We start from the raw sequence: 26824 nt of genomic DNA, 5'->3' as shown, positions 1-26824 counted from the left end.
CATCACTCGCACCAGCCGGTCGCCGAGCGATCGACGCCCGCGGCGCAGAGGTCTTCGGGCGCCTGCGCGTAGTGCGCGTCGACGAACGCCTGGAGCGACTCGAGATCGAGGCACGTCGCGAGGTAGACGTGCTCCCACGCGACGGCGGCGATCGCGACGTCGAGCGTGGGATCGGGGACGATCACGAAGCGCGAGGGCGTGTCGCCGGTGCGGCAGAGAGGATCGACGCGTGCGTCGGCGATCGCCTGGAGCTCGGCGACGAGCGTGTCGCAGTCGTCGGGCTCGCAGCGGTAGGCGAGGACGATCGCGCCGTGCTCCAGCGAGTGGACGAGGAAGCCCCACGGCACCGGCGCGTCGTAGGTGCCGAAGTCGGCCCACTGCGAGTAGTGCCGTCCCGACGCGGGCGGATGGAACGGATAGTCGATCTCGGCGCACACGGTCTCGTGCGCGGCCGAGGTCGCGGGCTCGCGCGCGGTCGTCACCGTGCACTCGGTGAACGGCGCGAGCGGCGGGGCGTCGGGGCGGATCGTCTCTTCGTCGACGCGCACCGGCGTGCCCTCGTCGGGCGCGCAGGCGAGGGTGAGGAGAGCAGCGAGCGTGGTGAGGACGGCGAGACGCGACACGCCGCGAGGCTGACACGCCGCGCCGCGACCTGTCAGCGGTGGATCGTGAGCACGACTTTGCCGCGGGCGTGGCGCGTCTCGAGGTGCGCGTGGGCTTCGGCGATCGACTCGAGCGGGAGCACGCGATCGATCACCGGGCGGAGCGCGCCGGCGCGCACCATCGATGCGATCGTCTCGAGGTCGCGGGCGCGCGATCGCACCATGACGAGGCGCGCCTTCGGAGAGGTGAACGCGGTGCGCGCGACGTCGAGGAAGAGCGCGCGGGAAGGCACGGTGGTGACGTAGGTGCCGCGTGCGGTGAGGCCGCGGCGCGCCCACGCGAAGCGGCGATTGCCGTAGACGTCGACGATCGCGTCGTAACGTGCGCCGGCGGCGAACGGCGTCGCGGGATCGTCGTAGGTGAGCGTCACGTCGGCGCCCAGCGACGCGCAGCGCTCGAGGTTGTGTGCGCCCGACGTGGTGGTCACGTGCGCGCCGAGCGCCTTCGCGATCTGGATCGCGTGCACGCCGACGCCGCCCGATGCGCCGTGGAGCAGCACGCGATCGCCGGGGCCGACACGCGCGACGTCGCGCAGGGCCTGGAGCGCCGTGGACGCCGCGAGCGGCAGGGATGCGGCCTCGACGAACGAGAGGCCCTCGGGCGCGGGTGCGCAGTGGTCGGCGCGGATCGCGACGAGCTCGGCGCAGGTGCGGCCGCGGAAGCCGTCGAGCATGCCGAACACCCGATCACCGACTCTGCGATCGTGCACGCGCGAGCCGACGGACTCGACGACGCCGGCGAGGTCGAAGCCCGAGCCCATCGGGAAGCGCGCGCCGCTGAGCACGCGGTAGCGGCCCTTGCGGATCAGCACGTCCTTCGGGTTCAGCGCGGCGGCCTCGACGCGCACCAGGACCTCGTGGGGACGCGGTCGCGGAGGCGGGAGCTCCTCGATGGAGAGCACGTCGGGAGGGCCGAAGCGGTGGTGGATCGCGGCGCGCATCGAGAGGGAGCGTGCCCGACGGTGCATGTCGCTACGGGCATGGATGCTATGCATCGAGGGCATGGAGACGCTGCGGGACGCGGAGGTGCTGATCGCGATCGTCGATGCGGGAAGCATCTCGGCAGCGGCGCGTCGGCGCGGGATCACGCAGCCCGCGCTGAGCCGCGCAGTGGCGCGTGTGGAGGCGCGGCTCGGCGTGACGCTGCTCGATCGGAGCTCGCGCACGTTGCGGCTGACCGACGCCGGCGCGAGCTTCGTCGAGGGTGCGCGCAGGTTGCTGCGTGATGCGCGGGCGCTCGAGGCGACGACGTCGGCGCTCGGAGGGCGGCTCGGCGGTGTGCTGCGGGTGAGCGTTCCGCCCGCGCTGGGGCGGCGGCGACTGGTGGCGCCGATCCTGGCGTGGCATCGCGCGCATCCCGGCGTGAAGCTCGAGCTGATCCTCGAGCCGCGCCTGGTGGATCTCGCGGCGGAGCGGGTGGACCTGGCGGTGCGGCTCGGTGCGCTGCCGGACTCGAGCCTCGTGGCGCGGCGATTGGGCAGCTACGAGCACGTGTTGGTGGCGGCGCCCGCGTACCTCGCGGCGAGGGGGATGTTGCGGGCGCCCGAGGAGCTCGAGCAGCACGCGCTGCTCGCGATGAGCACGGTGGGCCCGAACACGACGTGGCCGTTCGCGCGAGGACGCCGGCGGCGTGCGGTCGTGGTGCGGCCGACGTTCACGACGAACGACGGTGAGGCGCTGGTGGCTGCGGCGGTGGCGGGGCTGGGCGTGACGGTGGTCTCGGACTTCCTGGTGGAGGACGCGCTCGCGAGCGGCGCGTTGGTGAGGCTGTTGCCGGAGTGGTCGCTGCCGAGCGCGCCGATCACGGCGCTGACGACGCGTGCGGCGTCGACGCAGCCGAACGTGCGGTCGCTGCTCGCGCATCTCGGGCGGCGGGCGCGGTGATCGGTGCGAGGGGCGTGCCGGGGTGAGGGCGCGAAGATCGTCGAGGAAACTCAACCACGGTCGGTTCTCGGGGTGGCGGGCGCCTGGCGGCCGTCCGACGGGCGCCAGGCCAGAGCTCAACCACGGTCGGTTCGTGGCGTGTCGCCCCCGGTGCGAATTGGGCCGTAATTCCGCGGAAGATCTCAACCCCGGTCGGTCTGCGGCATCCCGCCCCCGCCTCACGTCCAGTCGAACACCAGCGTCGTCACGTACGCCGCCGTCGTCGTCACCGCGAACGCCGCGTGCACCGTGCGCAGCACCTTCGAGAAGTCCTGCTGCGACTCTTCGTCGACCCCGACCACGCCCGGATACGCCGAGAGCAACCCCGCGAGCGGGAGCAGCACCATCCCACCCACGTGCACCGCCGTGATCAGATCGTAGAGCCACTGCGGCACGTCATCCTGCTCGGGCATCATCGCGCCGGTGACGATCGACGCGGTGTAGAGCGTCGTCGTCGTCACACCTGCGATCCCGTGCAGCGTGCTCAGGTGCTCGCAGCCGTACTCGAACCCGAAGATCGGATCGCCCTGCGCGTCGTTGCACTGGCCGTCGCTGAAGACCGTCTCCTGGTTGTACGCCGCGATCACACCGAGCGACGCCGTGAGCGCGAGCGAGGCGAGGGTGCCGATCTGCAGCGCGAGGTGCACGTCGCGCAGCGTCGGATCGACCGCCGGCACGACGGGCGCGCTCGCCTCGAAGCTCGCCTGTGCGATCGCGACGTCCCGCGGTGTCGCTACGCCTCGCTCGTCTTCGGTGGTGTCCTGAGCGCGCGCGGCGCACGGCGCCACGAGGACGAGCGCGAGCCCGATCGAGCAGAGTGCACGCATGAGGAACAGCGTGGTCGCGACGGTCGACGCCCACAGTCGCGCGACGGCGACGTGGGCTCCGCCGCGTGAGTCACGTCATCGCGTCGCCGACGCCGAGCCGCCCGCGCAAGAACGTCGCGAGCGCCGACCGCGGCGCGAGCACGACGCGCAGCGCGCGCTCGATCGCCGTTCGCGTCGCGACCTCGGCGAGCGGCGTCACCAGGTGATCGCGCGTCGGCGAGCCGAAGCTCGCGTCGAAGAGACCGACGTGCACCACCACCACGAGCCCAGGCAGCAGCAGCTCGTGCACGACGCGCGCATCCGCATCGCTGCCCACCGCGCGCGCCATCGCGACGAGCGCCGCGTACACGCCGCGCACGTGCGTGCCTCGCTGCGTCGCGCCGAAGTTCACGAACGAGCGCACCGTCGTCTCGTCACGATCCGTCCACCCGAGCGCGAGGTCGACCTGCACGTCGTCGACGTCGCGCGTCGTCGAGAGCAGCGTGCCTGCGAGGAGCGCGTCCCCCGCGATCTCGCGCACCCATCCCGCCGGTCCGCCGCGCCCGGGCAGCGTCGTGCCCTGCCAGCGGATCGCGAGCAGCGGGCAGAGCCACGCGAGCTCGCGCAGGCGCTCTTCCACGAGCGCGTGATCGACCCTCGCATTCGAGAAGATCTGCGCATCGGGCAGCATCCGGATGCGCGTGCCCGATCGCTCCGAGGGCCCGATGCTCCGCGCCGGCTCGACCATCACGCCGCGCTCGAACGCCGCCCTCCAGTGCTCGCCGCGATGTCGGCTCTCGACCTCGAGCCGCGCGCACACCGCGCTCACCGCCGCGAGCCCCACGCCGTGCATCGACGGCGCGACGTGCACGTGCGGGAAGTGATCGAACCGCGAGGGCCCGTGGTGCAAGCGCAGGAAGATGTCCTCGAGCACCCGCGGTCCGTCGCGGAGCGGCGCGGTGGGGATGCCTGGCCCGTCGCCCTCGATCGTGATCCAGCCCTCGTCGTCGACGTCGACGCGCAGGTGCGTCGCTTCTCGTGCGAGGTGTTGGTCGATCGAATTCGCGATGACCTCCCACACGAGATGGTGCAGGCCCATCGAGCCGGTGTCGCCGAAGTACATCGCAGGGCGCCTGCGGACGGCCTCGAGAGCGTCGAGCACTTGAATCGACGAAGGGCCGGGATCGGGGGTCATGGAACCTCCTCCGAGAGAGGCTCCATTCTACCCGATCCGCGGCCCTTCCGCGTTGTTCGCGACCGTCTGAAAGTCGAGTGAAGTCAGCGACTTACGAGCATCATCGAGGCGCGATGCATCGCCTCGAAATTCGCTTTGATCAGGCCTCGCCGACCTTGCCCTTCACGCCCTTCTTCTTCAGCGCCGACTGCGCTGCCGCGAGGCGCGCGACCGGTACGCGGAAGGGCGAGCAGCTCACGTAGTCGAGCCCGACGTCGGCGCAGAACGCGATCGAGCGCGGGTCGCCGCCGTGCTCGCCGCAGATGCCGATCTTCATGCCCGGACGCTGGGCGCGGCCCTTCTCGGTCGCGAGCTTCACGAGCTGGCCCACGCCGTCGACGTCGAGCGTCTGGAACGGATCGTCCTGCAGCACGCCCTGCGCGAGGTACTTCGGCAGGAAGCTCGCGATGTCGTCGCGCGAGAAGCCGAGCGTCATCTGCGTGAGGTCGTTGGTGCCGAAGCTGAAGAACTCGGCCTCCTCCGCGATCTCACCGGCGCGCAGCGCGGCGCGCGGCACCTCGATCATCGTGCCGACCTTGAACTCCACGCGCATGCCCTGCTCGCGGAAGACGTCCTCCGCGACGCGCAGCACGATCGCCTTCTGGTGCGCGAGCTCGGTCCGGTGCCCGACGAGCGGCACCATGATCTCGGGGAGCACCTTCTTGCCTTCCTTGGTCACCGAGCACGCGGCCTCGAGGATCGCGCGGGTCTGCATCTCGGTGATCTCGGGGTGCGTGATGCCGAGGCGGCAGCCGCGGTGGCCGAGCATCGGGTTCGCCTCGCCGAGCGACGAGACGCGCGAGCGCAGCCGCTCGACGTTGACGCCCATCACCTTCGCGAGCTCGTCCTGCTGCACGCGCTCGTGCGGCAGGAACTCGTGGAGCGGCGGATCGAGCAGGCGGATCGTGACCGGCAGCCCCTCCATCACCCGGAAGATCCCGACGAAGTCCTCGCGCTGATGCGGCAGCAGCTTCGCGAGCGCCTTCTTCCGCGCCTCGATCGTGTCCGCGAGGATCATCTCGCGCATCGCGAGGATGCGGCTCTCCTCGAAGAACATGTGCTCGGTGCGCACGAGGCCGATGCCCTCGGCGCCGAAGTCGCGCGCGACCTTCGCGTCCTTCGGCGTGTCGGCGTTGGTGCGGACCTTGAGCGTGCGCACCTCGTCGACCCACGCCATGAAGGTCGCGAGCTCACCGCTCACCAGCGCGTCGGCGAGAGCGGCCTTGCCCTCGATCACCTCGCCGGTCGTGCCGTTGAGGCTGATCCAGTCGCCTTCCTTCACCACGCGATCGCCGCTCTTCAGCGTCTTCGCGCGATAGTCGATCTGCAGCTCACCGACGCCCGCGACACACGGCTTGCCCCAGCCGCGCGCGACGACCGCCGCGTGGCTCGTCATGCCGCCGCGCGTCGTGAGCACGCCTTCCGCGGCGTGCATGCCCGCGACGTCCTCGGGGCTCGTCTCGATGCGCGCGAGGATCACCTTCTCGCCGCGCGACTTCCATTCCTCGGCGACGTCGGCGTCGAACACGATGCGACCGACCGCCGCGCCCGGCGACGCGTTGAGGCCCTTCGCGAGCACCTTGCCCGCCTTGCGGTAGCCGTTCTCGTCGGCGAAGTGCGGGTGCAGCAGCTGATCGACGTGCGTCGGCTCGACGAGGTTCGCGATCGCCTCGTCCTTCGTGACGAGCCCTTCGGCGACGAGATCGACGGCGACCTTCACCGCGGCTGCGCCGGTGCGCTTTCCGTGGCGGGTCTGGAGCAGGAAGAGCTTGCTCTCCTGCACCGTGAACTCGATGTCCTGCACGTTCTTGAAGTGGCGCTCGAGGCGCTGCGCCATCTCGACGAGCTGTCCGTGGATCTCCGGCATCTTGTCGCGCAGCGTGGAGATCGGGAGCGGCGTGCGGGTGCCCGCGACGACGTCCTCGCCCTGCGCGTCGATGAGGTACTCGCCGTAGAGCTCCTTCGCGCCGGTCGCGGGGTTGCGCGTGAAGCACACGCCGGTGCCGCTGGTCTGGCCCATGTTGCCGAAGACCATCGCCTGCACGTTCACCGCAGTCCCGAGCAAGCCGCGGATCTGCTGCACCTCGCGGTACTTCACCGCGCGCTCGCTCATCCACGAGCGGAACACCGCGAGGATCGCGCGCTCGAGCTGCACCCTCGGATCGTTCGGGAAGTCCTGGCCGAGCTGATCGCGATAGACCTGCTTGAAGCGCTTCACGAGCTCGTGGAGATCGTCGGCCGTGAGCTCCTGATCGGTCTTCGCGCCGCGCTCGTGCTTGAGCGCGTCCATCGCGTCCTCGAACGCGCTGCGCTTCGCGTCCATCACGACGTCGGCGAACATCTGGATGAAGCGCCGGTACGCGTCCCACGCGAAGCGTGGGTTGTTGGTGCGCTTGGCGAGGCCCTCGGCGACGGCGTCGTTCATGCCGAGGTTGAGCACCGTGTCCATCATGCCCGGCATCGAGACCGCGGCGCCGGAGCGCACCGAGACGAGCAGCGGGCGCGAGGGATCGCCGAACTTCAGCTCCATCTTCGCCTCGACCTCGGCGAGCGCGGCGTCGATCTCCGGCCACAGCTGCTTCGGGAGCTCGCCGTGATGCTCGCTCACGTCCTTGCAGACCGCGGTCGAGATGGTGAAACCGGGCGGCACCGGCAGCCCTGCGGCGGCCATCTCCGCGAGGTTCGCGCCTTTGCCGCCGAGGAGGTCCTTCATCTGCGCGCGGCCATCGGTCGCGCTCACACCGAAGCGATAGACGAGACGGGTCATGTCGGGCCGATAGATTAGTCGCCGCCGGGAAAAACCCCAGTCGATCTTCCGCTTGCCGCGACGATGCCGGCGATTCAGCAACTCCGGCGTGAGCGACGACGAGACACGGGTGGAGCGCGACGACGAGGGCGCGGGCATCGACGAGGACCTTCCGGCCGAGGTCGAGGTGCCGTGGGAGCGTCTCAGCCCTGCGGCGCTCCGCGGGGTGATCGAGGAATTCGTCACGCGCGAGGGCACCGAGTACGGCGAGCGCGACGTGCAGCTCGAGACGAAGGTCGCGCAGGTGCGCGAGCAGCTGAAGCGCGGCGAGGTGGTCGTGCTCTTCGACGCGAAGGCGCAGAGCGTGAACCTGGTGCGCGCGAGAGAGCTGCGCGGACGGAGATAGGATCGGTCGCATGCGCATCGTGCGATTGGTCGCGCTCCCAGCGCTCGTGGCGATCGGCGGTTGCGCCGCCGAGCCATACGAGCCGCGCGTGTGCGACGAAGCGCGCTCGGGCGAGGTGTGCGGCCCGCCGTTCTGACCGCATCTGGATCCGCCGCGCGGCGCGGACTACCGTCGCGCGCGAGATGAGCCAGCGCGCGAAGAAGAAGGACGTGGAGCGCGAAGTCGCGCCGGTGCCGGTGACGACGAGCCCACCTGCGCGACGGACCGCGATGGGCGTGATCGATCTGGTGCTCGGCGCGCTGTTCGTGATCGGCGTGTGGGCGTTCCTGCCGATCCGGTGGTGGCCGGTGGACGTCGGCGCATCGATGATCGGTGCGGGGTTCGTCGCGAGCGGCGTGCTCCTGCTGCGCGGGCATGCGATGGCCGAGCGCGTCGCGAAGATCGTCGCGGGCGTCACGCTCGCGATCGGGATCGTCGTGATCGCGGCGCTCGCCTACACGATCGGGAACCTCTACGGGCTCTACGGGCCGGTGGGGCAGGGCGGCGCGGTGCTCTTGCTCGTCGCGCTCGTGCTGTTGGTTCCGTACCTCGTCGTGTTTCCCGCGGCGCAGGTCTACTTCCTCCTGCCGCGCGCGCGATGACGCAGCGACGCTTCGTGCAGGGCGTGCTCGCGGCGCTGGTCGTCGCGCTGCTCGCGGGTGTGATCGGTGCGCTGCGCACGCGCATCGACGAGCGTGCCGCACCGGACGACGATGCGGCGCGATGGGCGCTCGCGTCGCTCGATGCGCGGCGGATCGGGACGCCGGTCGAGGCGGCGCCAGCGAGCGCGGGCGCGTGGCGCGGCGACGTGATCGTGACCGCGTGGCATCGCGGGGTGCCGGTGACGCGGCACGTCGAAGAGAACGTGTCGCTCGAGCGCGCGGTGACGCGCGCGGGCGAGCTCTTCGCGACGGATGATCGCGTGACGGGGCTCGATGGATGGACGCGCACCGACGACGGGCGCGTGCGCTTCACGATCGAGTGTGTGCTCGGCGAAGGGCCGATCCTCCCGCCGATCCTCGCGGTGCGCGAGCTGGGTTTGGTGCCGCTGCGCGAAGGGCTGGTGGCGCGACTGGGAGAGCGCGTCGCGTATCTGACGCCGGAGCAGCTGCGCGCGCAGCGCTCGTACGACCTCGGTGTGCGCACGCCGCTCGCCGACCTCTCGTTCGGTGTGCCGATGCACGCGCTGATCGAGCAGCTCGCGGCCGAGCTCGAGAGCGATGGCGACGAGGTGCAGGCGCGCGGTGAGGTGCTCCGGTTCCGATCGCACACCATCGCGGAGTCGACGTATCCCGATCCGCGCACGTCGCGCGAGCTGGTGGACGAGGAGACGCTGCGTCGCGCATCGGTCGAGGGCGCCGCGTTCTTGTTGCGACACCAGCGCTACGACGGCGCATGGACCTACGTCTACGACGCGACGACCGATGGGCCGCGACGCGAGCCGTACAACCTGCCGCGCCACGCGGGGACTGCGTACTTCGTCGCGCAGGTGGATCGACTGCACGGGATGCCCGAGGCGCGCGAGGGCGCGCTGCGCGCGCTGTCGTGGATCGAGCGGTATGCGATGCGGCGATGCGGAGGGAATCCGTGCGTCGAGTCGCACGGTCGCGTGGAGGTGGGATCGGCGGCGCTCACGGTGATCGCCGCGTCGGAGATCCACGCGAAGGAGCCGCACCCGATCACGCAGCGACTGCTGGAAGGGCTCACTGCGTTCTTGCGCGCGCAGCAGCGCGAGGACGGCGAGCTGATGCACGAGTACGACCTCGAGGCGCAGCGGCCGATCGACGTGCAGCACATGTACTACAGCGGCGAGGCGGCGTTCGCGCTGCTGCGCGCGCACGAGGTGCTGGGCGACGAGCGCGATCTCGAGGCGGCGCGGAGGTTGATGGCGCACCTGACGGGCGCGGGGTGGAGCTTCCTCGGGAGCCGCTACTACTACGGTGAAGAGCACTGGACGTGCATCGCGGCGGGCGAGGCGCGGGGGCGCGCGGACAGCGAGGAGGCGATCGACTTCTGTCGGCGGTGGCTCGAGTGGAACGAGCACCTGCAGTATCGCGAGGGCGAGACGCCGTGGAACGTCGAGGGCGGGTACGGCGTGGGGCCGCTCTTGTTGCCGAGGCTGACGCCGGTGGGGTCGCGGACCGAGGCGTTCATCAACACGTACTTGCTGCTGCGGCACCACGGGCGGGACACGACGCGGGCGCGGGCAGTGGTGGAGCGCGGGCTCGGGCAGCTGTTGCGGTGGCGATGGGCGCCGGGGCCGACGCATCTGTTCGCGAGGCCGGAGCGGGCGCTCGGGGGGATGCCGGGGTCGCAGGTGGACCTGACGTCGCGGAACGACTTCGTGCAGCACGCGGGGAGCGCGTGGATCCGGTGGGCGGAGGTGCTGCGCGAGGAGCGTGAGGGGCGCGGGCGGTAGGGGGAGAGCTCAACCACGGTCGGGTTGGCGGTGGCGGGCGTCAGGCGGGCGTCAGGCGGGCGTCAGCAGAACGCTCAACCACGGTCGGGTTTCGAGGTGACGGGCGCCAGGCGGGCGTCTGACGGGCGTCATCAAACCTCAACCACGGTCGGTTCCGAGGACGCGAAAACAAAAGGGAATTCGCGTTCCCTCCCTCAACCCCGGTCGGTCCTCACGCGTCGATGCGCCGCAACAGCGCGTCGTACGTCACCTCGCACCTTCGCGTCGCACCCCCGACCGTCGCGTCGTAGCTCCGCACGCCCTGCCCCGTGAACCGATCCCGATCGCGCCGCACCGTGAACCGCGACACCGGTCGATTCGGCCCCGACGACCCCGTCAGGAACGCCTCCCCGCTGATCGCGTCGTCACCCCCGATCGTGATCGTCCACGACGACCAGTACTGCGAGTCCGGGGTCCGCATGCGCATCGTGCGACTCCCCGGCACGCCATCGATCGGCGCCACGAACGACGTCACGTACCCCGTCCGCTCGTCGTCCCCGCAGGTCGCCGCCCGCGTGCGCGTCTGGAACACGTAGAGCCCCGGCCCGAGCACCGTCTGCTCCCCGCCGCCCTGCGCATCCGCGCGCGCCCACCCGAGCACGACCCCGAGCGCCACCGCGATCGCGATCCTCTTCACCGCCCACCTCCGAAAATCGCTGACCCACGCGTCACGATACTGTCGCGCAGTCGTCACCTCGACGTACCATCGCGAGCGATGCGCCGACTCGCTCTCTTCGCTTCCATCGTCCTCGCCGTTACCGCGTGCGGCGGCGACGACGACTCCGCACCGCTCGACGCGAGCGTTCCCGAAGACGGCGGCGACCCACACATGGGCCTGCGCTTTCCGCGCTGCGAGGACAGCGATCCCGCGCCCGCCACGCCGCTCCCCCACGTCGCGAGCACCCTCGTCAGCACGCTCGTCCCGCACGTCGATCGCCAAGAGCGCTCCGGTCCTCGCAACCCCGCGTTCGACATCGGCGAGACGATGTACCGCGGCCTCGACTACCACCTCGTCGACGTCGGCCCCGGACAGCCGCACCTCACGCGCACCGATCTCGGCGCCACCACCACCGCGACCACCGAGCGTCGCTCGCTCGCCTGGTTCGCGCACCTCTCCGATTTCCAGCTCGTCGACGACGAGTCGCCCACGCGCCTCGCGCGCATCGACAACGCTGCGATCCCCGGGGGCCTCCGCGCGCAAGAGGCCTATCTCCCGCGCGCCGTCTCCGCGATGAGCCGCACCCTCGCGCGCGTCGAGCGCGAAGAGCGTCCCTACGACTTCGGCGTCGTCACCGGCGACTGCGCCGATAGCGCGCAGCAGAACGAGATCCAGTGGGTCATCGATCTGATGAACGGCACGCCCGCGCTCCACACCGACTCGGGCGAAGACGACGATCCGGTGCCCGGCCAGGGCAACGATCCCAAGGATCCCTTCGATCCCACGCCGTTCCCCGCGCCCTGGCTCTTCGTGCCCGGCAACCACGACGTCGAGGTCGTCGGCGTGTCCGCGCCCACCGATCGTCTCCGCGAGACCGCGCTCGGCACCGACGCGCCGAGCGGCACGCGCGACTACCGCCTCTGGTACGCGCCCGTGACCACCGGTCCGATCCCCGCCGATCCCGATCGCGCGATCGTCGATCGCGACGACATCGTCGACATGCTCCGCGCCGCGCCCTCGAACGGCCCGCACGGCCCCGCGGGCCACGGCTATCCCGCGACGGGCGAGGTCGACACCTCGCTCGGTGCGAACTGGACCTACGACGCGATCCCCGGCCTGCTCCGCATCCTCTCGATCGACACCAGCGATCTCACCGGCGGCTCGAAGGGCATGATCCGTCGCCCCACCGTCGACGGCTGGCTGATCCCCGAGCTCGATCGCGCGGTCGCGGACGGCGTGCTCGTCATGCTGGCGTCGCATCACTCGACCACGTCGATCGATCGCATCGTCGGCGAGGTCGGCGGCGACGAGGTCGAGGACGCGCTCACGCCCGAGGAGATCGAGACGCTCGTCGCGTCGCGCGCCGAGGTCATCGCGTGGCTCGTCGGTCACACCCACGACAACCGCGTGCGCGCGGTGCCCGGCCCCGATGCGGCGCACCCCGGCTACTGGGAGATCATGACCAGCGCGATCGCCGACTATCCGTCGCAGGCGCGCATGATCGAGCTCGTCGACAACGCCGACGGGACGCTCTCGATCTTCGCGACGATCGTCGACTACGACACCGACGACTGCATGGAGCGTCGCTTCCGCGCGCTCACCCAGATGGAGTGGGTCGCCGCGTGGGTCGACGACATCAGCCGCGACGCGGAGGACGGCAACGTGCAGCTCGTGCGCGCCGTCCCCGCGAGCGCGCAAGCGTCGATCACCGCCGCGCGCGCCACCGCGCCCGCGCGCATCGAGAGCCTCACGACCCTCGCCGGCGAATAATCGCCACGCGTGCGTTCCGCGATGATCCGAGGGATGCACGCGCTGTTCTATCGCGCCGACGAGCTGCGCGCGTCCTCGCGCGGCGTCGTGCTCACCGACGAGGTGAGCCATCAGGGCTACGGCCTGACCATCCACTTCGTCATGCCCGGCGACGTGAAGGTCGAGCTCTACCAGCCGCGCTACGCGAAGAAAGGCGTGAGAGTATTCTGGCACTGAGTGCCAGAATATCTTGACACTCAGTGCCACTTTCGTCAGATCCTCGTGGTGACCGAGGAGACGACCGAGAGCGAGCCCCAGCGCGAGAAGAACCGCTCGTCGCGCCACGCGGCGCTCGTCTCCGCGGCGTACGCGCTGTTCGCCGAGCGCGGCTACGCCGCGACCACGATGGACGACGTCGCGCAGGCCGCCGGGCTCTCGCGGCGCACCGCGTTCCGCTACTTCGCGACCAAGGAAGCACTGGTCTTCCCCGAGCGCGACGAGCGGCTCGTGCTGCTCGCCTCGGCGCTCGTCCCACGCGAGCGCGAGACCGCGTTCGAGACGGTGCGCCGCGCCTGCCTCGCGCTCGCGCGCCGCTACCAGGACGAGCGAGAGCGCATGCTCGCGCAGTACCGCCTCGTGCAGTCCGAGCCTGCGCTGATCGGCCGCGAGCTCCAGCTCGATCGTGCGTTCGAGGAGCTGCTCGAGCAGGCGTTCGCGCGCGGGGAGCGCGACACCTCGCGCGGCAAGCGTCGCGCCCGGGTGCGCGCGTCGGCGGTGATCGGCGCGGTGCGCGCGAGCCTGCGCGAGTGGCTCGAGGGCGGCGCGAGCACGGATCTCGTGCGCCTCGGTCGCGAGACGTTCGCGGAGCTCGAGCAGGGCTTCGGGGGGGAGGGCGAGCAGTGAAGATCCCGGCACAGGGCCGCACCAGCGGCGAGATCATCGAGGCGCTCGAGCAGTACCGCGAGCGCGACGTGCCATGGCGCGGAGGACGCGCGTTCGGCTACGTGTTCGACGCGAAGCACGACGCGCTCGATCTCGGCAAGCGCGCGTATCTGATGTTCCTCTCCGAGAACGGCCTGGACCCCACGTCGTTCCCGAGCCTACTCCGTCTCGAGAACGAGGTCGTGCGCATGTGCGCGACCCACGTGCACGGCGACGAGCACGTCGTCGGCAACTTCACGAGCGGCGGCACCGAGTCGATCATGCTCGCGGTCAAAGCGGCGCGTGATCGTGCGCGCGCGCTGCGCCCCGAGATCACGCGCCCGCAGCTGCTGGTGCCGGTCACTGCCCACGCCGCGTTCCACAAGGCCGCGCACTACCTCGACGTCGAGCTCGTCGCGTTCCAGGTCGATCCCACGACGTTCCGCGCCGACGTCGCCGCCGCGCGCGCCGCGATCACCGACCGCACCATCATGCTCGTCGGCTCCGCGCCCTCGTACGCGCACGGCGTGATCGATCCGATCGAGGCGCTCGCCGCGCTCGCGATCGAGCACGACCTCTGGATGCACGTCGACGGATGCATGGGCGGGCTCCTCCTGCCGTACCTCGAGCGGCTCGGCGAGGCGGTGCCGCGCTTCGACTTCCGGGTGCCCGGGGTGTCGAGCCTCTCGATGGATCTGCACAAGTACGGCTACTGCCCGAAGGGCGCGAGCGTGGTGCTCTATCGCGATCGCTCGCTGCGCAAGCACCAGCTCTACGCGTGCAGCGAGTGGACCGGCTACACGATCGTCAACGCGACGATCCAGAGCAGCAAGAGCGGCGGGCCGCTCGCCGGCGCGTGGGCGACGATGATGCGCATGGGTGACGAGGGTTATCTGCGCATCGCGAAGGAGATGCGCGATGCCACGCGCCGCTACGCCGAGGGCATCGACGCGATCCCCGGGCTGCGGGTGATGGCCGAGCCCGACATGACGCTCGTCGCGTTCACGAGCGACGAGGTCCCGATCTTCGTGATCGCCGACCTCATGAAGAAGCGCGGCTGGTACGTGCAGCCGCAGCTCGGGTTCGCGGGACATCGCGAGAACCTGCACCTCTCGATCACCCACGCGAACGTGCCGCACGTGGACGCGTTCCTCGCCGATCTGCGCGCGTGCGTGGACGAGGCGCGCGCGATGCCGACGCGCGACGACGCGATGGTCGCGGGGATCGCCCAGGCCGCGGCGTCGATCGATCCCGCGACGCTCGACGAGGCGACGTTCGCGCAGCTGCTCGCGGCGGCGGGCACGTCGGTCGGAGTCCCCGAGGAGAGCGCGTCGATCAACACGATCCTCCAGGCGCTCCCGCGCCCGCTCACCAAGGCGATCCTCATCCACTACGTGAACCAGCTCTTCGCATGAGCACGCTGATCCGCGAATGGGCCGAGCTGCGCGGTCCCGACATCGCCGCGCTCGATCGCGCGCGCACCGTCGTCATCGTGTCGTGCTCGCCGCTCGAGGTGCATGGACCGCATCTGCCGGTCCAAGCGGATCTGCGCGAGGCCGAGGGGCTCGTCGCGCGCACTGCGGAGCTGCTGCACGCGCGGCATCCCGAGATGACGTTCGTGCGCTTGCCCTGGGTATGGATGGCGGCCGACGTGCTGCCGCACGTGGGCTCGATCAAGTTCCGCCCCGAGACCGTCGCGCAGGTGCTCGCGGAGATCGGCGAGAGCCTCGGGCGTCAGGGCTTCCGGCACGTGTGGGTCGGCAGCTTCCACGGCGGGCCGCGCCACATCCTCGCGCTCGAGAAGGGCGCGCACGACGCGCACCGTCGCACCGGCGTCGGGATGGTTTCCGTCTTTTCGTTGCTGGTCAAACGATTGACCGGAGGGAGCTCCGATCTCGCGACGTTGCTCGGCGGGATCGGCGGGATCTCGCGCGAGGAGCTGAAGGGCGACTCGCACGGCGGGCTCGTCGAGACCTCGCTCTTGCTGCACCTCGTCGGTCAGCACGTCGACCCCGCGTATCACTCGCTTCCGCCGCGCTCGATCGAGCTCGATCTCGTCGAGCGCGGTCTGCCCGCGATGCAGAAGGGCGAGAAGGCGACGTTCCTCGAGCTGCTGCGCAGCCTGCCGCTCAAGCAGCAGTACTACGAGCGCGAGACCTACGCGGGCGCACCCGCGAAGGCGAGCGCGGAGCTCGGCGCGAAGTATCTCGACGTGCTCGCGACCGAAGCGGCCGCTGCGCTCTCCGAGCTGTGGACCGGGAAGATCGGAGTCGCGGACTGCCACTCTCCGCTCTGGCCGCTGCGCCACCTGCTCATGAACGAGACGTTCGGGCGCGTGTTCGATCGCATGGTGCGCACCCGCGAGTCGCCGGTGTGATCAGCGCCCGCGCAGTCGATAGCCGAAGCCCGTGACCGTCTCGATCGCGTCGGCGTGGGGGCCGAGCTTCTTGCGCAGCGTGCGGATGACCGCGTCGACCACGTTGCTCCCGCTGTAGGCCTGGCCCCACACGCCTTCGATCAGCTCCTGACGCGACACTACCGCGCTGCCGCGATCCTCGAGGTATCGCAGCACGCCCAGCTCGAGCCGCGTGAGGCGAGCGCGCGATCCGTCGACGACGAGCTCGCACGCGTCGCGATCGATCACGAAGCGCGGCGCGGGCTGCTCGTACTGCGCGTCCACCAGGCGGGAGAGCCACGCGAGCACGCCCTCGCCGAAGTCGAGCGTGAACGTGTGCACGTGCGCGCGCTCGAGCGGAACCGTGAGCCCCGCGAGGTAGCGGAAGTCGAGCTTCGAGAGCACGGGCAGCACGTCGAGCGAGTGCGCAGCGACGTAGATGCGCGCGAGATCGAGCCGCTCGACGTAGGTGCGCTTCGCGTCGAGCCAGTACGCGGCGCGCGAGGAGGAGGGCGCTTCGCCGCGCTGCGCGTCGACCATCACGCGGTTGAAGAGCGCGGGGCGGCCCGCCGGGATCGGTGCTTCGCGCAGGTGTGCGAGCCAGCGCGCGAGCACCGGATCGAGCTGCGAGAGCGCGGGATCGACGCGCTCCGCGAACGCGAGCACGTAGAACCCGACGATCCGTCCTTCCTCGTCGCGCGCGACGTGGAAGGCGTCGGGCACGCGCGCCCACCACGCGTCGAGCATCGCCACCTCGTCATCGCGCAGGTGGGCGCGCGCGATCGCGACGATCGCGTCGTGATCCGAGAGGAGCGCGGCGTCCATCGTGAGCGCGTGCTCGTCCGTCGGGAAGAACGCCTCGCGGATCTCGGGGCGCTCGACGAGGTAGAGCGTGTCTGCGGTGAGGCGCCACGAGCGCGCGCGCGGCGCTGCGTGGATCTCGGCGCGCAGGTGGGCCCACGCGCGCTTGCGCAGCTCGAGGTGGCGCGCGGGATCGAGCGCGCGCATCGAGCGCTCGACCGCAGAGCGCACGGTCTGATGGAGCACCAGGCCATCGGGCCCGCTCTCGACGAAGGGCAGCGCGCGCAGCGCCGACACCGCCGTGTCGGCGTGCTCTTCGCCGAGCATCTGCGCGAGCAGCGGGCGCGTCACGCGGCGCAGGACCGACGCCGCCTCGACCGCGGCGCGCGCGATCGGATCGTCGACGTCGGCGAGGAAGCGGCGGGTGAGCTCGGCGACGACGTGCCGGCTCTCGATCTCGTCGAGCGGTAGATCGGGACGCGCGGCGATCGCGGCCGACGCGAGCTTCAGGGCGAGCGGGTGTCCGTTCGCGAGCGCGCCGAGGCGTGCGCGGGTGGCCGGTGCGAGCGAGTCGCGCGCGAGCAGCGCGTCGGCGTCGGCGCTGCCGAGCGGACCGACGTGGAGCGTGCGCACGATCGCGTCCCACCCCGGCGCGGCGGTCCACGCGCTCGAGGGCGCGCTGCGACCGGCGAGCACGAGCCGCACGCGCGCCGGCATCGCGGGGACGAAGCGGCGCCGCAGCCAGCCCTCGAGCAGCCGCAGCGCGTCGCGCTCGTCGACGAGCAGCACGACGATCGAGTCGCGCGCGTCGAGCGTGCGCATCACGCCATCGAGATCCGCGTCGATGGCGAGCGCGCCGAGGAACCCACGCTCGATCGGCTCGATCTCGCGACCGTCGAGCTCGATGATCTCGGCACCGCGCGCCGCGAGCCGCGCCGAGAGCGCGTGGAGCAGCGCGCTCTTCCCGATGCCGGCGATGCCGTGCACGAACACGACCGGCGTCTCGTCGTCGAGGAGCGCGCGCTCGAGCCACGCGAGCTCGTCGGCGCGACCGACGAACGCGGCCGCCGCAGCGTGCTTCATGCGCTCGGCGACGTTCGCTCCAGGCGCGCGAAAACCGTCGTCGTTTCGCGTGCTTCCGGAGGTTCCGCGCTTTCTCATCGCGTCTTCATCCCCGCTTCATGAGCGTCCGCGCGCCGCGCGCCATCGTGCTCCTCGTCGCGAACGAAACGAGAGGAGCAGAGCCATGCACGAGCAGGTCGAGCTGCGCAACGAGCACCCGTATCGCCACGTCCTCCAAGCGTCGCAGCGCGTCGCGTGGCGCATCGAGGACGTGCTGCCCGACGACGCGCGCTTCGACGTCACGCGACCGATGTTGCCCGTCGCGCTGAGCGGCGTCGACGCAGTGGACGCGCTCGACGCGAGCACGCGCCTCGCGCTCGACCACGTGCGCGCCAGCTCGTACCTGCGCCTCTTCGGGCTGGTCGAGGAATTCATCCTCCCCTTCGTCCTCGATCACGTGCGCGACCGGCTCGGCGCGGACGACGACGAGATCCGCGCGCTGCTGCAGTTCGCGGGCGAAGAGGCGAAGCACATCCAGCTCTTCGATCGGTTCGCCGATCGCTTCGCGCGCGACGTCGGCGTGACGTGCGACGTGATCGGTCCCGCGAGCGAGATCGCGGACGCGGTGCTCGCGCACGACGCGCTCGGGGTCGCGCTGGTGATCCTCCACGTCGAGTGGATGACCCAGCGCCACTACGTCGAGTCGGTCCAGGGCGAGACCCGCCTCGAGCCGCTCTTCGCGAGCCTGCTGCGCCAGCACTGGCTCGAGGAAGCGCAGCACGCGCGGCTCGATGCGATGATCGTCGACACCCTCGCGGCGCGCCTCTCACCGAGCGACGTTCGGCGCGGCATCGACGACTACCGGCGCATCTGCGCGGTGCTCGAGGACGGGCTCTGCGCGCAGGTCGAGCTCGACCTGGTGTCGCTCGAGCGCATGACCGGACGCGAGCTCTCGCGCGACGTGCGCACGCAGCTGCGCGACGCCCAGCGCGCGTCCTACCGCACGACCTTCCTCGAGAGCGGCGCGACGCACCCCGCGTTCCGCCGGAGCCTCGACGCGCTCTCGAAGCGCTGACCCCACCACGAAAGAGAGAACGAGACATGACGATCCAGACCGCCGTCCAGACCCACACCACCAGCTCGCCGCGCATCAACGGCTTCGACCTCGCGGCGCTGCAGCAGATCGTCGAGCACGTCGGCGGCGACCCCTCCGCCGCGCTCGCGGGGTTCCGCGTGACCTCGCGCTGGAAGGGACAGGCGCGCGTCGAGTCGAGCGTCGAGGGCTACGAGCTCGGCGGACAGAACATCGCGCGACGGCACGTGATCCGGAGCGACGAGCCGCGCGAGCTCTTCGGTGAGGACTCGGGCCCGAACCCGCAGGAGCTGCTCTTCGCCGCGCTGAACGCCTGTCTGATCTTCGGCTACGCGTGCAACGCCGCCGCGATGGGCATCGCGATCGACGAGCTCTCGATCGAGACCCGCGGGACGATCGATCTGCGCGGCCCGCTCGGGCTCACGCAGGAAGTCCCGCCGGGGTGCCCGGCGATCCGCTACGTCGTGCGCATCCGCGCGGCAGGCGCGACCAAGGCGCAGCTCGAAGAGCTCCACGCGACGGTCATGCAGCGCTCACCGAACCACTACCACCTCGCGAGCGCGATCCCGCTCGTCTCGCAGCTGGTGATCGACTGAGCGCGAGCGAGGAGAGCAGGAGATCCGAGCCGCTGAGGAGAGCAGGAAGGATAGGAACACCACGTCGGATCGTCTGCAGTGATTCTGGTGCTCGCGAATTTACCCGAGTAGTGATTGGTGACTTTGCGATGCTCCGAGCGCGCCCAATCGACGTGGTATTCCTTCTCCTCCTGCTCTCCTAATCAATCTTCCGACTCTCCTCATTCGGTGCGGACGCAGTCGTACGTGACCGGTACGGGCGCGCCGTGGTCGATCTTCGAAGTCCTCCACGTCGCGTCTTCGGCGCGGCGATCGTGCAGCTCGCGGCCGGTCGTGCGCACACCTGCGCGGTGCGCGCAGGTGGTGCGGTGGCGTGCTGGGGCGCGAACGATCGCGGTCAGGCGGGCGGCGCGACCGACGGAGATCTCGGCGCTCCGCGCGACCTCAGGGGGTATGCACGAATGCATGGCGGAAGGGCGCAGCCATGCATCCATGCATCACCGGAACGGGCCCGATCCCTCGGGCGGCTTGGGCGGGCCCTCGGCGACGCGCACCGACGGATGATCGAGCGGGATCTCCTCGATCCGCGCCACGTACCATTCCGCGAGCCCGCACTGCCGGCAGACGTACACGACGAACTGACCGAGCCCTCGCTGCTCGAGGAAGCCCGACTCGATCAGCGGCGCCAGCGCCTCGATCGCGCCGTGCGAGCGATCCGCGACCCGCTCGATGCGCAGCACCGAGCGATGATCGCAGACCGGACAGCGCCGGTGGATGCGCAGCGACGTGCGCCCTGGCGCGCCCTGCTCCGCGAGCGCGTCGAGGCGCGCCCGCAGCGACTCGATCTCCCGCTCCAGCTCCGCGATGCGATCGTCCATCGCCTCAGTCTAGAGCACTGCGCAGATCTCTCCGCCGCAGCGCGCTGCGCTCGCGACCGGATCGCACACCATCGTGTCGCCGCAGTCGTCGTCGAAGAGGCACGTCTCGCCCGCGTCGGGACGATCGGCGCACACGAAGCCGCCGCTCGCGCTCGGGACGCACACCCCCGCGCACTCGTTGCCGGCGCTGCAGGTCGAGCCGCTCGGCTGGTCGGCGACACACGTGCCCTCGGGGCCGCAGTGGAACGCGTCGGCGCAGCTGCGATCGCTCTCGCACGCGCCGCCCGCGGTCCGCGGGACGATGCAGAAGCTGCCCTCGCGCGTGAAGTCGCATCCGAGGCCGTCTGCGCAGACGTTGCCGAACGCGCAGGGCTCGCCCTCGCCGGGGACTGCGGCGCACGCGTTGTCGATGCACGCGAGACCCGCCGCGCACACGAAGGGCGTGAGGCCGTCGGAGTACGCGCAGGGTTGCCCCGCGGTGGGCAGCGGACGGCAGGTGCCGCCTCCGTCCATGTCGCAGCCGAGGCCGAGCGCGCACACGTTGCCGGGCGCGCAGGGCTCGCCGTCGGTGGGGCGCGCGACACAGGTGCGGCTGTCGTCGGCGCAGTGCAGCGCGGGCTCGCAGTCGCGCGACTCGACGCAGGTCGCGCCGGCGCCGCCGCGCGGTGCGCAGGCACGCGGAGCGCGGCAGGTCTGGAGGTTGCCGCACGCGTCGTCGGGCGAGCACGTCTCGCGATCGCGCGCGACGCAGGTCGAGCCCTCGCCGCAGACCAGCGCTTCGTCGCACTGGCCCGTGCTCTCGCACGACGAGTCGAGCGCGCCGAGCGTGCCGCATCGACCGTCGGTGCAGCGAAGCCCGAGCGCGCACTGACCGTTCTGCTCGCACGCCTCACCGCTCACCGGCGGCGACGCGCACTGACCGCCGAGGCACACCAGGCCGACCGCGCACTGGAAGGGCTGCTCGGGTGAGCACGCGGTGCCCGCGCCGGCGCGCGCGCGGCAGGTGCCTTCCGCGCAGATCCCCGTGCCCTCGGCGCAGAGCGGGCTCGAGCACGCTTCGTCGATCGCGCCCGGCCCGTAGGCGAAGGGCGCGCAGTGCGCGATCACGATGCCCACCGCGGGCGGGAGCTGACAGCCGGTGGTGCTCGATCCGATCAGCTCGACGCACTCGGCGGCGCGCGCGGCGTCGACGCGCGCATCGCCGGTCGTGAGCGCGGCCCACGCGCTGGTGCACTGCTCGGCGAAGCGCGCGGTGCATCCCTCGACGTCGACCTCGCCTCCCGGCAGCGCGGCACCGCAGCCGCACTCGTCCGCGGCGGCGCGCGTGCACACGAGCTCGGCGAGGGGCTCGCAGAAGTCGCGCATCAGATCGCCTTCGCTGCCCGCGTCCGCGAGGCTCGCATCGGTGCCCGAGTCGGGCGCGCCCGCGTCCATCGGGCCGGCGTCCGGCATGCCCGTTCCATCGTCGTCGTCACCGCACCCGAGGAGAGATACGGCGAGCAGCGAGAGCACGACGAGCGGGCGGGTTGTCATGCGCGAGATGTCGTCCGGCGCGCGCACGCGCGCAAGCCGCGCCGGTCACACGAAGCGCGCGACCTCGTCGGCGATCGCGAGCGACGCGGTGAGCCCGGGCGACTCGATGCCGATCAGATCGACCCAGCCGGGCAGCCCACGCGAGGACTCCTCGGCGATCACGAAGTCGCGCACCTCGCCCTCGTGCGCGATCAGCTTCGGGCGGATGCCGGCGCGATCGGGCGTGACGTCGTCGCGCGCGATGCCGCGGAGGAATCGCGAGGCCGCAGCGTGGAAGCGCGGCGCGAGCTCGTCGCGCACGCCGTGATCGGCAACCCGCGTCGTGATCGGCTCGACGTCGGGGCCGAGGCGCAGCGCGCCATCGAGCTCGAGCGTGAGGTGCACGCCGAGCCCGACCAGGCTCGCGGGCGGCATCGGATACACGAGCGAGCGCACGCGCAGCGCGCCGCGACGCAGCGCGCAGTAGCTGCCCTTCACCCAGCGCTGGCGATACCGCGCGTCGTCGATGTCGATGCCGATGCGCGCGGCGATCGTGTCCGCTTCGAGGCCCGCCGCGTTCACCACGCGCGTCGCGTGCACCTCGCTCTCGCGCCCCGCATCGTCGCGCACCACGAGCCGGTATCCGCTGCCGATGCGCTCCGCGCGCACGAGCTCGTGACGGAACGCGACGTCGAACGCGCGATGTGCGCGCGCGGCCGCGAGCAGCGAGGCCATCACACCGTGGGCGTCGACGATGCCGCTCGACGGTGACCACAACGCGGCGCGCGCGATCACGTCGGGCTCGCGGCGGTGGATCTCCTCGGCGTCGAGGATCACGACGTCGTCGACGCCGTTCTCGAGCGCGCGATCCCGCAGCGCGTGCAGCGGCGCGATCTCGTCCTCGTCGACCGCGACCACGAGCTTGCCGATCGTGCGCAGCGCGACGCCGTGCTGCGCGCACCACGCGACGAGCGCGTGACGTCCCGCGACGCAGAGCCGCGCCTTGAGCGATCCCGGCGCGTAGTAGAGCCCGGCGTGTACGACCTGCGAATTGCGCGAGCTCGTCTCGTGACCGAACGTCGGGTGGCGCTCGATCATCAACACACTGCGACCGTCGCGCGCGAGGCGCTCCGCGCACGCGAGCCCGACCACGCCGGCACCGATGACGATCGCGTCGAAATGCAATCAGAGCTCCTCGTCGCTCGTCTCCACCGGCGCGGGATCGAACGCGTAGGTGCGACGCAGCGTGACGCCGGTGCGCGGCGGCGGGAACCGGATGCGGCGAACGCGCTCCGCGATGCAGCGGGTGAGCGATGCGGGCGCGTTCTCGGAGCGCACCACCGCGGCGAGATCGACCTGGCCGTCGCCGTCGATCCCGATGCGCACCTCGACGCGCGCGGGACGGTTCGGGCGCTGATCGATCGGCAGCTCGTCCCAGCAGCCGCGCACCCGAGGATCGGCGTCGCGCAGCGTGCGCTCGAAGTCCGCGGCGGGCGGGAGGGGGATCGTGTCGTCACTGCGCTCGATCCATGCGCGCGGCGGTGCGGGGCTCGCGGCGCGGCCGGGAAACGCGCAGCGATCGGGGCGCAGCGCGGCCGCGCTCCAGTCGATCGAGGTCGAGGGCGCGCTCGTCGAGATCAGCTCGCTCGCGATCCAGCCCTCGATCGATCCGCCGGGGACGAAGACGCGCACGTGCGCCCAGCCGCCTTCGCGATCGAGCTCTTCGAGCGAGACGCCCGAGGGGATCGGAAGCCCGTCGCTCTCGTCGATGGGATCGGGATCCGAGAACATGCACGCCTGATCGCCGGGATGGGTCGCGGCGACGTACGACGTCCCGCTCGCGCGCTCGTCGCGACATCCCTCGAGCGAGAGCGCGCTGCGATCGAGGACGCGCGAGAACGCGGTGCGCGGCACCGGACCGACGCGCGCGTGGGTCGCATCGGACGCGGCGACGTGCACCGGCGCGCCTGCGTCGAGCGCGATGCGCAGATCGCCCTCGGTGATCGCGAGCGGTGCGCGCAGACAGAACATCGGTCCTGCGGCCTGGCGCGAGACCCGTCGCGGCGCGCCGTCGATCGAGAGCTCGAGCTCGTCCCCGCTCACCCGCGCGAGCTGCGCGATGCGGCGCGAGGTGGTCGTGCGCTCGCCCTCGCCCTCTTCGAGCTCGAAGAGATAGTCGCCGAGCGCGAGCACGCCCTCGCGGGTGAGGTCGGTGCGCTCGCGCGTCGGGGTCGTCTCCTCTTCGCTGCCGCTCGTCGTGCTCCGTGCGCCATCACCGCGCGGCGTGGGACAGCCGGTCAGCAGCAGCATGATCGCGATCGTCGCTCGTCGTGTCCTCATCGCGCGCGGAGCATACTCGGCCGCGATGGACGATCTGCTCGCGACCTCGCGCTTCGCGTCGTGGCTCGGTCTGCGCATCGTCTCGCGCAGCGACGGCGCGTGCCGCATCGAGCTCGAGATCCGCGACGAGCACGCGAACACCCGGGGCATCGCCCACGGCGGGGTGATCGCGTCGCTGATCGACACCGCGGCGGGCGCGGCGATCGCGCTGCAGCCGTCGATCGACGGGCAGGGCGTGGTGACGGTGTCGCTCGCGACGAGCTATCTCGCGCCCGCGCAGGTCGGGGACGTGTTGGTCGCGGAGGCGCGACGACGCAGCGCCGGCAAGCGCATCGTGGTGTGCGAGGTCGAGGTCACGACCACGAAGGGCGCGTCGATCGCGAGCGCGCTGGTGACGCTCGCTTCGGCGAAGCTGCCGGTCTAGCGCGAGGCACGCCCGGCGTTCCGGGTGGCGCGAGAGCCGCGCCGGCTCTCCGACCTCGCCCGAGGTCACTCGTCCCCACGACCCCGATCGTTGTGGAAATCGCAACCGAGTGTCCTCCTCGCGCGGGCTGATCACCCGCGATCGCGAGCCGCATGGTCGTTGCAAAGGAGCACACCATGCCGAACTCACGACTCCAGCTCTCCCACGCTGCTCGTCCTCAGTTCGATCGTCGGCGCGACCGCGGCCTGCTCGGGGTCCTCGCGCTCACGCCCGGTCTCCTGCTCACGCTCGCGATCGCGACGTTCCTCGTCGCGGGCACGTCGAGCGGCGCGGGCCTGGTGCTGCTGGCGAGCCACGTCATCACCCAGTTCATCGTGCTGCTGATCTACGGCGCGCTGCTGGTGGAGGACGAAGGTCTCGACCCCCTGGGACGCGCGCTCTTCGCGATGACGTTCCTGTTCGGCGCGCCGGTCGCGCTGCCGGTGTACTACCTGCTCCGCGTGCTGATCCCCGCGGGCCCCGAGGCGCGCGGCTGGGCGCTCGCGATCTCGCCGAGGGTCGTCCCGGCCTGAGCGCGCCGTGACGAAACTCGCCGCGCGGGCTGCCCGGGTGCGCAGCTCGTTCGGTGACTCGATCCGGCGTCGCGGCCCCACTCACCTCGCGGCCGAGCAGGACGCTCGGCGCGGAGAGAGAGAGGGACTCGCGATGAAGCCCATCCACGTGCTCGCAGCGGTTGCGTGTCTGGTCGTCGGCGGCTGCGAAGCCAGGCTGCTTCCACCGCCCGACGACGAGCCCGGGCACGACGGCGGCGCGGTGCTCGACAGCGGCGTGCGCGCCGACGGCTCGTCGCCTCGCGCCGATGCATCGGAGCCCGGAGCCGATGCGTCGATCGCGACGCACGACGCCGGCACCGAGCCCACCGAGCTCGAGTGGCACCGCGCGAACCTGACCAACTTCGAGTCCTACCCGGACCCCGGGAGCGAGGAGTGCGTCCGCTACAACGGCTGCACCTGGGCCGGGATGTTCGCCGGGCTCGACGGCGTGCAGTCGGAAGAGTGGGTGATGTCGCACAACATCGCGGCCATCCACTCTCGCGACTTCGCGCAGTACGGGCTCAAGACGCTACGCATCCGGCAGGGCGATCGCGAGATCGACGTGACGGTCTACGACATGTGCTCGGACGACGACTGCGACGGCTGCTGCACCGAGAACGCGACGCAGAACGGGCTGGATTTCCTGATCGACATCGAGAAGTACACGATGCAGCGCTTCGGCTCGGGCGACGGCATCGTGGAGTGGGCCTGTCTCGACTGCTGAGCGCGAGCGATGGACTTCGCCGCGCGCATCCGCAAAGACCACGGGGTGCTGATCCGGTTCTTCGTGGCGAAGGCGATGGGCGCGGCGACCGCGCTCGCGCGCAGCGAGCTCGCCCGCAGCGATCTCGAGCGCCGGCTCGGCGCGACCGTGCGGTTCGAGCTCGCCGAGTCCTACGCGGACCTCGAGGCCGCGGTGGTCGGCAAGCAGGCGCACCTGGTCTGGGCTCCACCGCTGGTGTGCGCGCGCATCCAGCCGCACGCGTGGGCGACGTTCAAGCTCGCGCGGCGCGGCCGCTCGACGTACCGCACCGCGATCCTCGCGCTGCGCGGCAAGGTCGATCTCGAGCGCGCGCGCGGCCTGCGCGCAGCGTGGGTCGATCGCTCCTCGCTCGGCGGCTACTTGCTCGCGCGCGAGCACATCCGGAAGACGCGCGCCTCGTACGACGCGGTGGTGCGCGAAGAGGTCTTCCTCGGATCGCAGCCCGAGGCGATCGCGGCGGTGCTCGACGGCAAGGCCGACATCACCGCGGTCGCGGTGTCGGACGACTCGATCTCGGCGCTCCACGCCGGCATCTCGACGTACGTGTCCGAGAGTCGCGTGCCGATGCTCGAGTCGATCGCGGTCACGGGCGAGGTGCCGACCGACGCGCTCGTGGTGACGCACGCGCTCGAGCGCGAGAGCGCCGACGACATCGTGGAGCGACTCTTCGGTGCGACCGCGGGTCGCGGGCCTTCGGCGCTGCGGCTCGCGATGGAGGCCGAGGGCTTCGAGCGCGCGTCGCCTTCCGAGTACGCCGAGGTCCTGCGCCTCGTGCACGAGGCGTGA

General features: G+C 71.3%; 27 protein-coding genes and 1 pseudogene. 17 read left to right on the top strand and 11 right to left on the bottom strand.

Features of this window, described 5'->3' with window-relative positions; all coding sequences use genetic code 11:
- Nucleotides 1-2 precede the first annotated feature (2 nt).
- Both I5071_RS29875 and I5071_RS29870 read right to left on the bottom strand, forming a co-directional pair.
- The gene (locus tag I5071_RS29875) at nt 3-623 is read right to left on the bottom strand and encodes a DUF3105 domain-containing protein (RefSeq protein WP_236516661.1); all 621 of its coding nucleotides are present in this window, start codon (nt 621-623) and stop codon (nt 3-5) included.
- A 32-nt stretch (nt 624-655) separates the two neighbouring features.
- Entirely contained in the window at nt 656-1603 is a 948-nt protein-coding gene (locus I5071_RS29870; protein WP_236516660.1) for an NAD(P)-dependent alcohol dehydrogenase, read from the bottom strand.
- A 25-nt stretch (nt 1604-1628) separates the two neighbouring features.
- Here I5071_RS29870 and I5071_RS29865 point away from each other — a divergent pair, with 25 nt between their 5' ends.
- Complete coding sequence (locus I5071_RS29865) at nt 1629-2546, top strand: LysR family transcriptional regulator (protein WP_236516659.1); 918 nt, start codon at nt 1629-1631, stop codon at nt 2544-2546.
- Nucleotides 2547-2764: 218 nt separating this feature from the next.
- Here I5071_RS29865 and I5071_RS29860 read toward each other — a convergent pair whose 3' ends face one another.
- From I5071_RS29860 to ppdK, 3 genes are all read right to left on the bottom strand, one after another.
- Complete coding sequence (locus I5071_RS29860; RefSeq protein WP_236516658.1) at nt 2765-3412, bottom strand: hypothetical protein; 648 nt, start codon at nt 3410-3412, stop codon at nt 2765-2767.
- A gap of 70 nt (nt 3413-3482) precedes the next feature.
- A complete protein-coding gene (locus I5071_RS29855) occupies nt 3483-4586 on the bottom strand; it encodes an ATP-binding protein (RefSeq protein WP_236516657.1) in 1104 nt (367 codons plus the stop codon).
- Between the two features lie 139 nt (nt 4587-4725).
- Entirely contained in the window at nt 4726-7392 is a 2667-nt protein-coding gene (ppdK, locus tag I5071_RS29850; protein ID WP_236516656.1) for a pyruvate, phosphate dikinase, read from the bottom strand.
- 88 nt (nt 7393-7480) lie between these two features.
- Here ppdK and I5071_RS29845 point away from each other — a divergent pair, with 88 nt between their 5' ends.
- Genes I5071_RS29845 through I5071_RS29835 form a run of 4 tightly spaced genes read left to right on the top strand, consistent with a single transcriptional unit; the run spans nt 7481 to nt 10235 of the window.
- Nucleotides 7481-7777: a YheU family protein gene (locus I5071_RS29845; RefSeq protein ID WP_236516655.1), complete on the top strand. Its 297-nt coding sequence runs from the start codon at nt 7481-7483 to the stop codon at nt 7775-7777.
- A 10-nt stretch (nt 7778-7787) separates the two neighbouring features.
- The gene (locus tag I5071_RS46685) at nt 7788-7913 is read left to right on the top strand and encodes a hypothetical protein (RefSeq protein ID WP_268921160.1); all 126 of its coding nucleotides are present in this window, start codon (nt 7788-7790) and stop codon (nt 7911-7913) included.
- 46 nt (nt 7914-7959) lie between these two features.
- Nucleotides 7960-8418 (top strand): hypothetical protein, encoded by a 459-nt coding sequence (locus I5071_RS29840; protein WP_236516654.1) that lies wholly within the window; start codon nt 7960-7962, stop codon nt 8416-8418.
- Nucleotides 8415-10235: a hypothetical protein gene (locus I5071_RS29835; RefSeq protein WP_236516653.1), complete on the top strand. Its 1821-nt coding sequence runs from the start codon at nt 8415-8417 to the stop codon at nt 10233-10235. Before I5071_RS29840 ends, I5071_RS29835 begins: the two co-directional genes overlap by 4 nt.
- A gap of 211 nt (nt 10236-10446) precedes the next feature.
- Here the strand turns inward: I5071_RS29835 and I5071_RS29830 are convergent, their stop codons facing one another.
- The gene (locus tag I5071_RS29830; protein ID WP_236516652.1) at nt 10447-10911 is read right to left on the bottom strand and encodes a hypothetical protein; all 465 of its coding nucleotides are present in this window, start codon (nt 10909-10911) and stop codon (nt 10447-10449) included.
- A gap of 78 nt (nt 10912-10989) precedes the next feature.
- Between I5071_RS29830 and I5071_RS29825 the strand changes: the two genes are divergently transcribed.
- Genes I5071_RS29825 through I5071_RS29805 form a run of 5 tightly spaced genes read left to right on the top strand, consistent with a single transcriptional unit; the run spans nt 10990 to nt 15979 of the window.
- The gene (locus I5071_RS29825; RefSeq protein WP_236516651.1) at nt 10990-12702 is read left to right on the top strand and encodes a metallophosphoesterase; all 1713 of its coding nucleotides are present in this window, start codon (nt 10990-10992) and stop codon (nt 12700-12702) included.
- Nucleotides 12703-12735: 33 nt separating this feature from the next.
- Nucleotides 12736-12918 carry a hypothetical protein gene (locus I5071_RS29820; RefSeq protein WP_236516650.1) on the top strand — a complete coding sequence of 61 codons (183 nt, stop codon included), beginning with the start codon at nt 12736-12738 and terminating at the stop codon, nt 12916-12918.
- 48 nt (nt 12919-12966) lie between these two features.
- Complete coding sequence (locus tag I5071_RS29815; RefSeq protein ID WP_236516649.1) at nt 12967-13584, top strand: TetR family transcriptional regulator; 618 nt, start codon at nt 12967-12969, stop codon at nt 13582-13584.
- Nucleotides 13581-15017, top strand: coding sequence for a pyridoxal phosphate-dependent decarboxylase family protein (locus tag I5071_RS29810; RefSeq protein WP_236516648.1), 1437 nt, complete (start codon nt 13581-13583; stop codon nt 15015-15017). The genes I5071_RS29815 and I5071_RS29810 overlap by 4 nt, the downstream gene beginning before the upstream one ends.
- Nucleotides 15014-15979: a creatininase family protein gene (locus I5071_RS29805; RefSeq protein ID WP_236516647.1), complete on the top strand. Its 966-nt coding sequence runs from the start codon at nt 15014-15016 to the stop codon at nt 15977-15979. The genes I5071_RS29810 and I5071_RS29805 overlap by 4 nt, the downstream gene beginning before the upstream one ends.
- Here I5071_RS29805 and I5071_RS29800 read toward each other — a convergent pair whose 3' ends face one another.
- Complete coding sequence (locus I5071_RS29800) at nt 15980-17881, bottom strand: winged helix-turn-helix domain-containing protein (RefSeq protein ID WP_236516646.1); 1902 nt, start codon at nt 17879-17881, stop codon at nt 15980-15982.
- Nucleotides 17882-18044: 163 nt separating this feature from the next.
- On the opposite strand from I5071_RS29800, the gene I5071_RS29795 reads away from it, so the two are divergent.
- From I5071_RS29795 to I5071_RS46880, 3 genes and pseudogenes are all read left to right on the top strand, one after another.
- Entirely contained in the window at nt 18045-18935 is an 891-nt protein-coding gene (locus I5071_RS29795; protein ID WP_236516645.1) for a diiron oxygenase, read from the top strand.
- Nucleotides 18936-18961: 26 nt separating this feature from the next.
- Nucleotides 18962-19549, top strand: coding sequence for an OsmC family protein (locus I5071_RS29790; protein ID WP_236516644.1), 588 nt, complete (start codon nt 18962-18964; stop codon nt 19547-19549).
- Between the two features lie 245 nt (nt 19550-19794).
- Nucleotides 19795-19917: pseudogene (locus I5071_RS46880) on the top strand (hypothetical protein); the annotation flags it as partial.
- A gap of 108 nt (nt 19918-20025) precedes the next feature.
- Here I5071_RS46880 and I5071_RS29780 read toward each other — a convergent pair.
- From I5071_RS29780 to I5071_RS29765, 4 genes are read right to left on the bottom strand one after another with little or no spacing between them, the layout of a single operon-like run.
- A complete protein-coding gene (locus I5071_RS29780) occupies nt 20026-20406 on the bottom strand; it encodes a hypothetical protein (protein ID WP_236516643.1) in 381 nt (126 codons plus the stop codon).
- A 9-nt stretch (nt 20407-20415) separates the two neighbouring features.
- Nucleotides 20416-21939, bottom strand: coding sequence for a hypothetical protein (locus I5071_RS29775; RefSeq protein ID WP_236516642.1), 1524 nt, complete (start codon nt 21937-21939; stop codon nt 20416-20418).
- 45 nt (nt 21940-21984) lie between these two features.
- On the bottom strand, nt 21985-23103 hold the full coding sequence (locus tag I5071_RS29770; RefSeq protein ID WP_236516641.1) for an NAD(P)/FAD-dependent oxidoreductase: 1119 nt from the start codon (nt 23101-23103) through the stop codon (nt 21985-21987).
- A complete protein-coding gene (locus tag I5071_RS29765) occupies nt 23104-24258 on the bottom strand; it encodes a hypothetical protein (RefSeq protein WP_236516640.1) in 1155 nt (384 codons plus the stop codon).
- 25 nt (nt 24259-24283) lie between these two features.
- Between I5071_RS29765 and I5071_RS29760 the strand changes: the two genes are divergently transcribed.
- The 4 genes from I5071_RS29760 to I5071_RS29745 all read left to right on the top strand — a co-directional run bounded on the left by I5071_RS29760 (nt 24284) and on the right by I5071_RS29745 (nt 26824).
- A complete protein-coding gene (locus tag I5071_RS29760) occupies nt 24284-24682 on the top strand; it encodes a PaaI family thioesterase (RefSeq protein ID WP_236516639.1) in 399 nt (132 codons plus the stop codon).
- 176 nt (nt 24683-24858) lie between these two features.
- A complete protein-coding gene (locus I5071_RS29755) occupies nt 24859-25254 on the top strand; it encodes a hypothetical protein (RefSeq protein WP_236516638.1) in 396 nt (131 codons plus the stop codon).
- A gap of 133 nt (nt 25255-25387) precedes the next feature.
- On the top strand, nt 25388-25999 hold the full coding sequence (locus tag I5071_RS29750; protein ID WP_236516637.1) for a hypothetical protein: 612 nt from the start codon (nt 25388-25390) through the stop codon (nt 25997-25999).
- A gap of 9 nt (nt 26000-26008) precedes the next feature.
- Nucleotides 26009-26824, top strand: coding sequence for a phosphate/phosphite/phosphonate ABC transporter substrate-binding protein (locus tag I5071_RS29745; RefSeq protein ID WP_236516636.1), 816 nt, complete (start codon nt 26009-26011; stop codon nt 26822-26824).

It is taken from the genome of Sandaracinus amylolyticus, from assembly GCF_021631985.1.
Lineage (GTDB): Bacteria > Myxococcota_A > Polyangia > Polyangiales > Sandaracinaceae > Sandaracinus > Sandaracinus amylolyticus_A.
The sequence above is the reverse complement of the archived record's forward strand: the minus strand, read 5'-3'. Positions and strand labels throughout refer to the sequence as shown.

Excerpts from the sequence above, each read along its gene's own strand:
- I5071_RS29750 (WP_236516637.1), top strand. The coding sequence starts at position 25,388 with ATGAAGCCCATCCACGTGCTCGCAGCGGTTGCGTGTCTGGTCGTCGGC.
- I5071_RS29825 (WP_236516651.1), top strand. The coding sequence starts at position 10,990 with ATGCGCCGACTCGCTCTCTTCGCTTCCATCGTCCTCGCCGTTACCGCG.
- I5071_RS29820 (WP_236516650.1), top strand. The coding sequence starts at position 12,736 with ATGCACGCGCTGTTCTATCGCGCCGACGAGCTGCGCGCGTCCTCGCGC.
- I5071_RS29765 (WP_236516640.1), bottom strand. The coding sequence starts at position 24,258 with ATGAGGACACGACGAGCGACGATCGCGATCATGCTGCTGCTGACCGGC.
- I5071_RS29745 (WP_236516636.1), top strand. The coding sequence starts at position 26,009 with ATGGACTTCGCCGCGCGCATCCGCAAAGACCACGGGGTGCTGATCCGG.
- I5071_RS29795 (WP_236516645.1), top strand. The coding sequence starts at position 18,045 with ATGCACGAGCAGGTCGAGCTGCGCAACGAGCACCCGTATCGCCACGTC.
- I5071_RS29870 (WP_236516660.1), bottom strand. The coding sequence starts at position 1,603 with ATGCGCGCCGCGATCCACCACCGCTTCGGCCCTCCCGACGTGCTCTCC.
- I5071_RS29835 (WP_236516653.1), top strand. The coding sequence starts at position 8,415 with ATGACGCAGCGACGCTTCGTGCAGGGCGTGCTCGCGGCGCTGGTCGTC.
- I5071_RS29855 (WP_236516657.1), bottom strand. The coding sequence starts at position 4,586 with ATGACCCCCGATCCCGGCCCTTCGTCGATTCAAGTGCTCGACGCTCTC.
- I5071_RS29780 (WP_236516643.1), bottom strand. The coding sequence starts at position 20,406 with ATGGACGATCGCATCGCGGAGCTGGAGCGGGAGATCGAGTCGCTGCGG.
- I5071_RS29800 (WP_236516646.1), bottom strand. The coding sequence starts at position 17,881 with ATGAAGCACGCTGCGGCGGCCGCGTTCGTCGGTCGCGCCGACGAGCTC.
- I5071_RS29805 (WP_236516647.1), top strand. The coding sequence starts at position 15,014 with ATGAGCACGCTGATCCGCGAATGGGCCGAGCTGCGCGGTCCCGACATC.
- I5071_RS29790 (WP_236516644.1), top strand. The coding sequence starts at position 18,962 with ATGACGATCCAGACCGCCGTCCAGACCCACACCACCAGCTCGCCGCGC.
- I5071_RS29860 (WP_236516658.1), bottom strand. The coding sequence starts at position 3,412 with ATGCGTGCACTCTGCTCGATCGGGCTCGCGCTCGTCCTCGTGGCGCCG.
- I5071_RS29840 (WP_236516654.1), top strand. The coding sequence starts at position 7,960 with ATGAGCCAGCGCGCGAAGAAGAAGGACGTGGAGCGCGAAGTCGCGCCG.
- I5071_RS29865 (WP_236516659.1), top strand. The coding sequence starts at position 1,629 with ATGTCGCTACGGGCATGGATGCTATGCATCGAGGGCATGGAGACGCTG.
- ppdK (WP_236516656.1), bottom strand. The coding sequence starts at position 7,392 with ATGACCCGTCTCGTCTATCGCTTCGGTGTGAGCGCGACCGATGGCCGC.
- I5071_RS46685 (WP_268921160.1), top strand. The coding sequence starts at position 7,788 with ATGCGCATCGTGCGATTGGTCGCGCTCCCAGCGCTCGTGGCGATCGGC.
- I5071_RS29775 (WP_236516642.1), bottom strand. The coding sequence starts at position 21,939 with ATGACAACCCGCCCGCTCGTCGTGCTCTCGCTGCTCGCCGTATCTCTC.
- I5071_RS29755 (WP_236516638.1), top strand. The coding sequence starts at position 24,859 with ATGCCGAACTCACGACTCCAGCTCTCCCACGCTGCTCGTCCTCAGTTC.
- I5071_RS29760 (WP_236516639.1), top strand. The coding sequence starts at position 24,284 with ATGGACGATCTGCTCGCGACCTCGCGCTTCGCGTCGTGGCTCGGTCTG.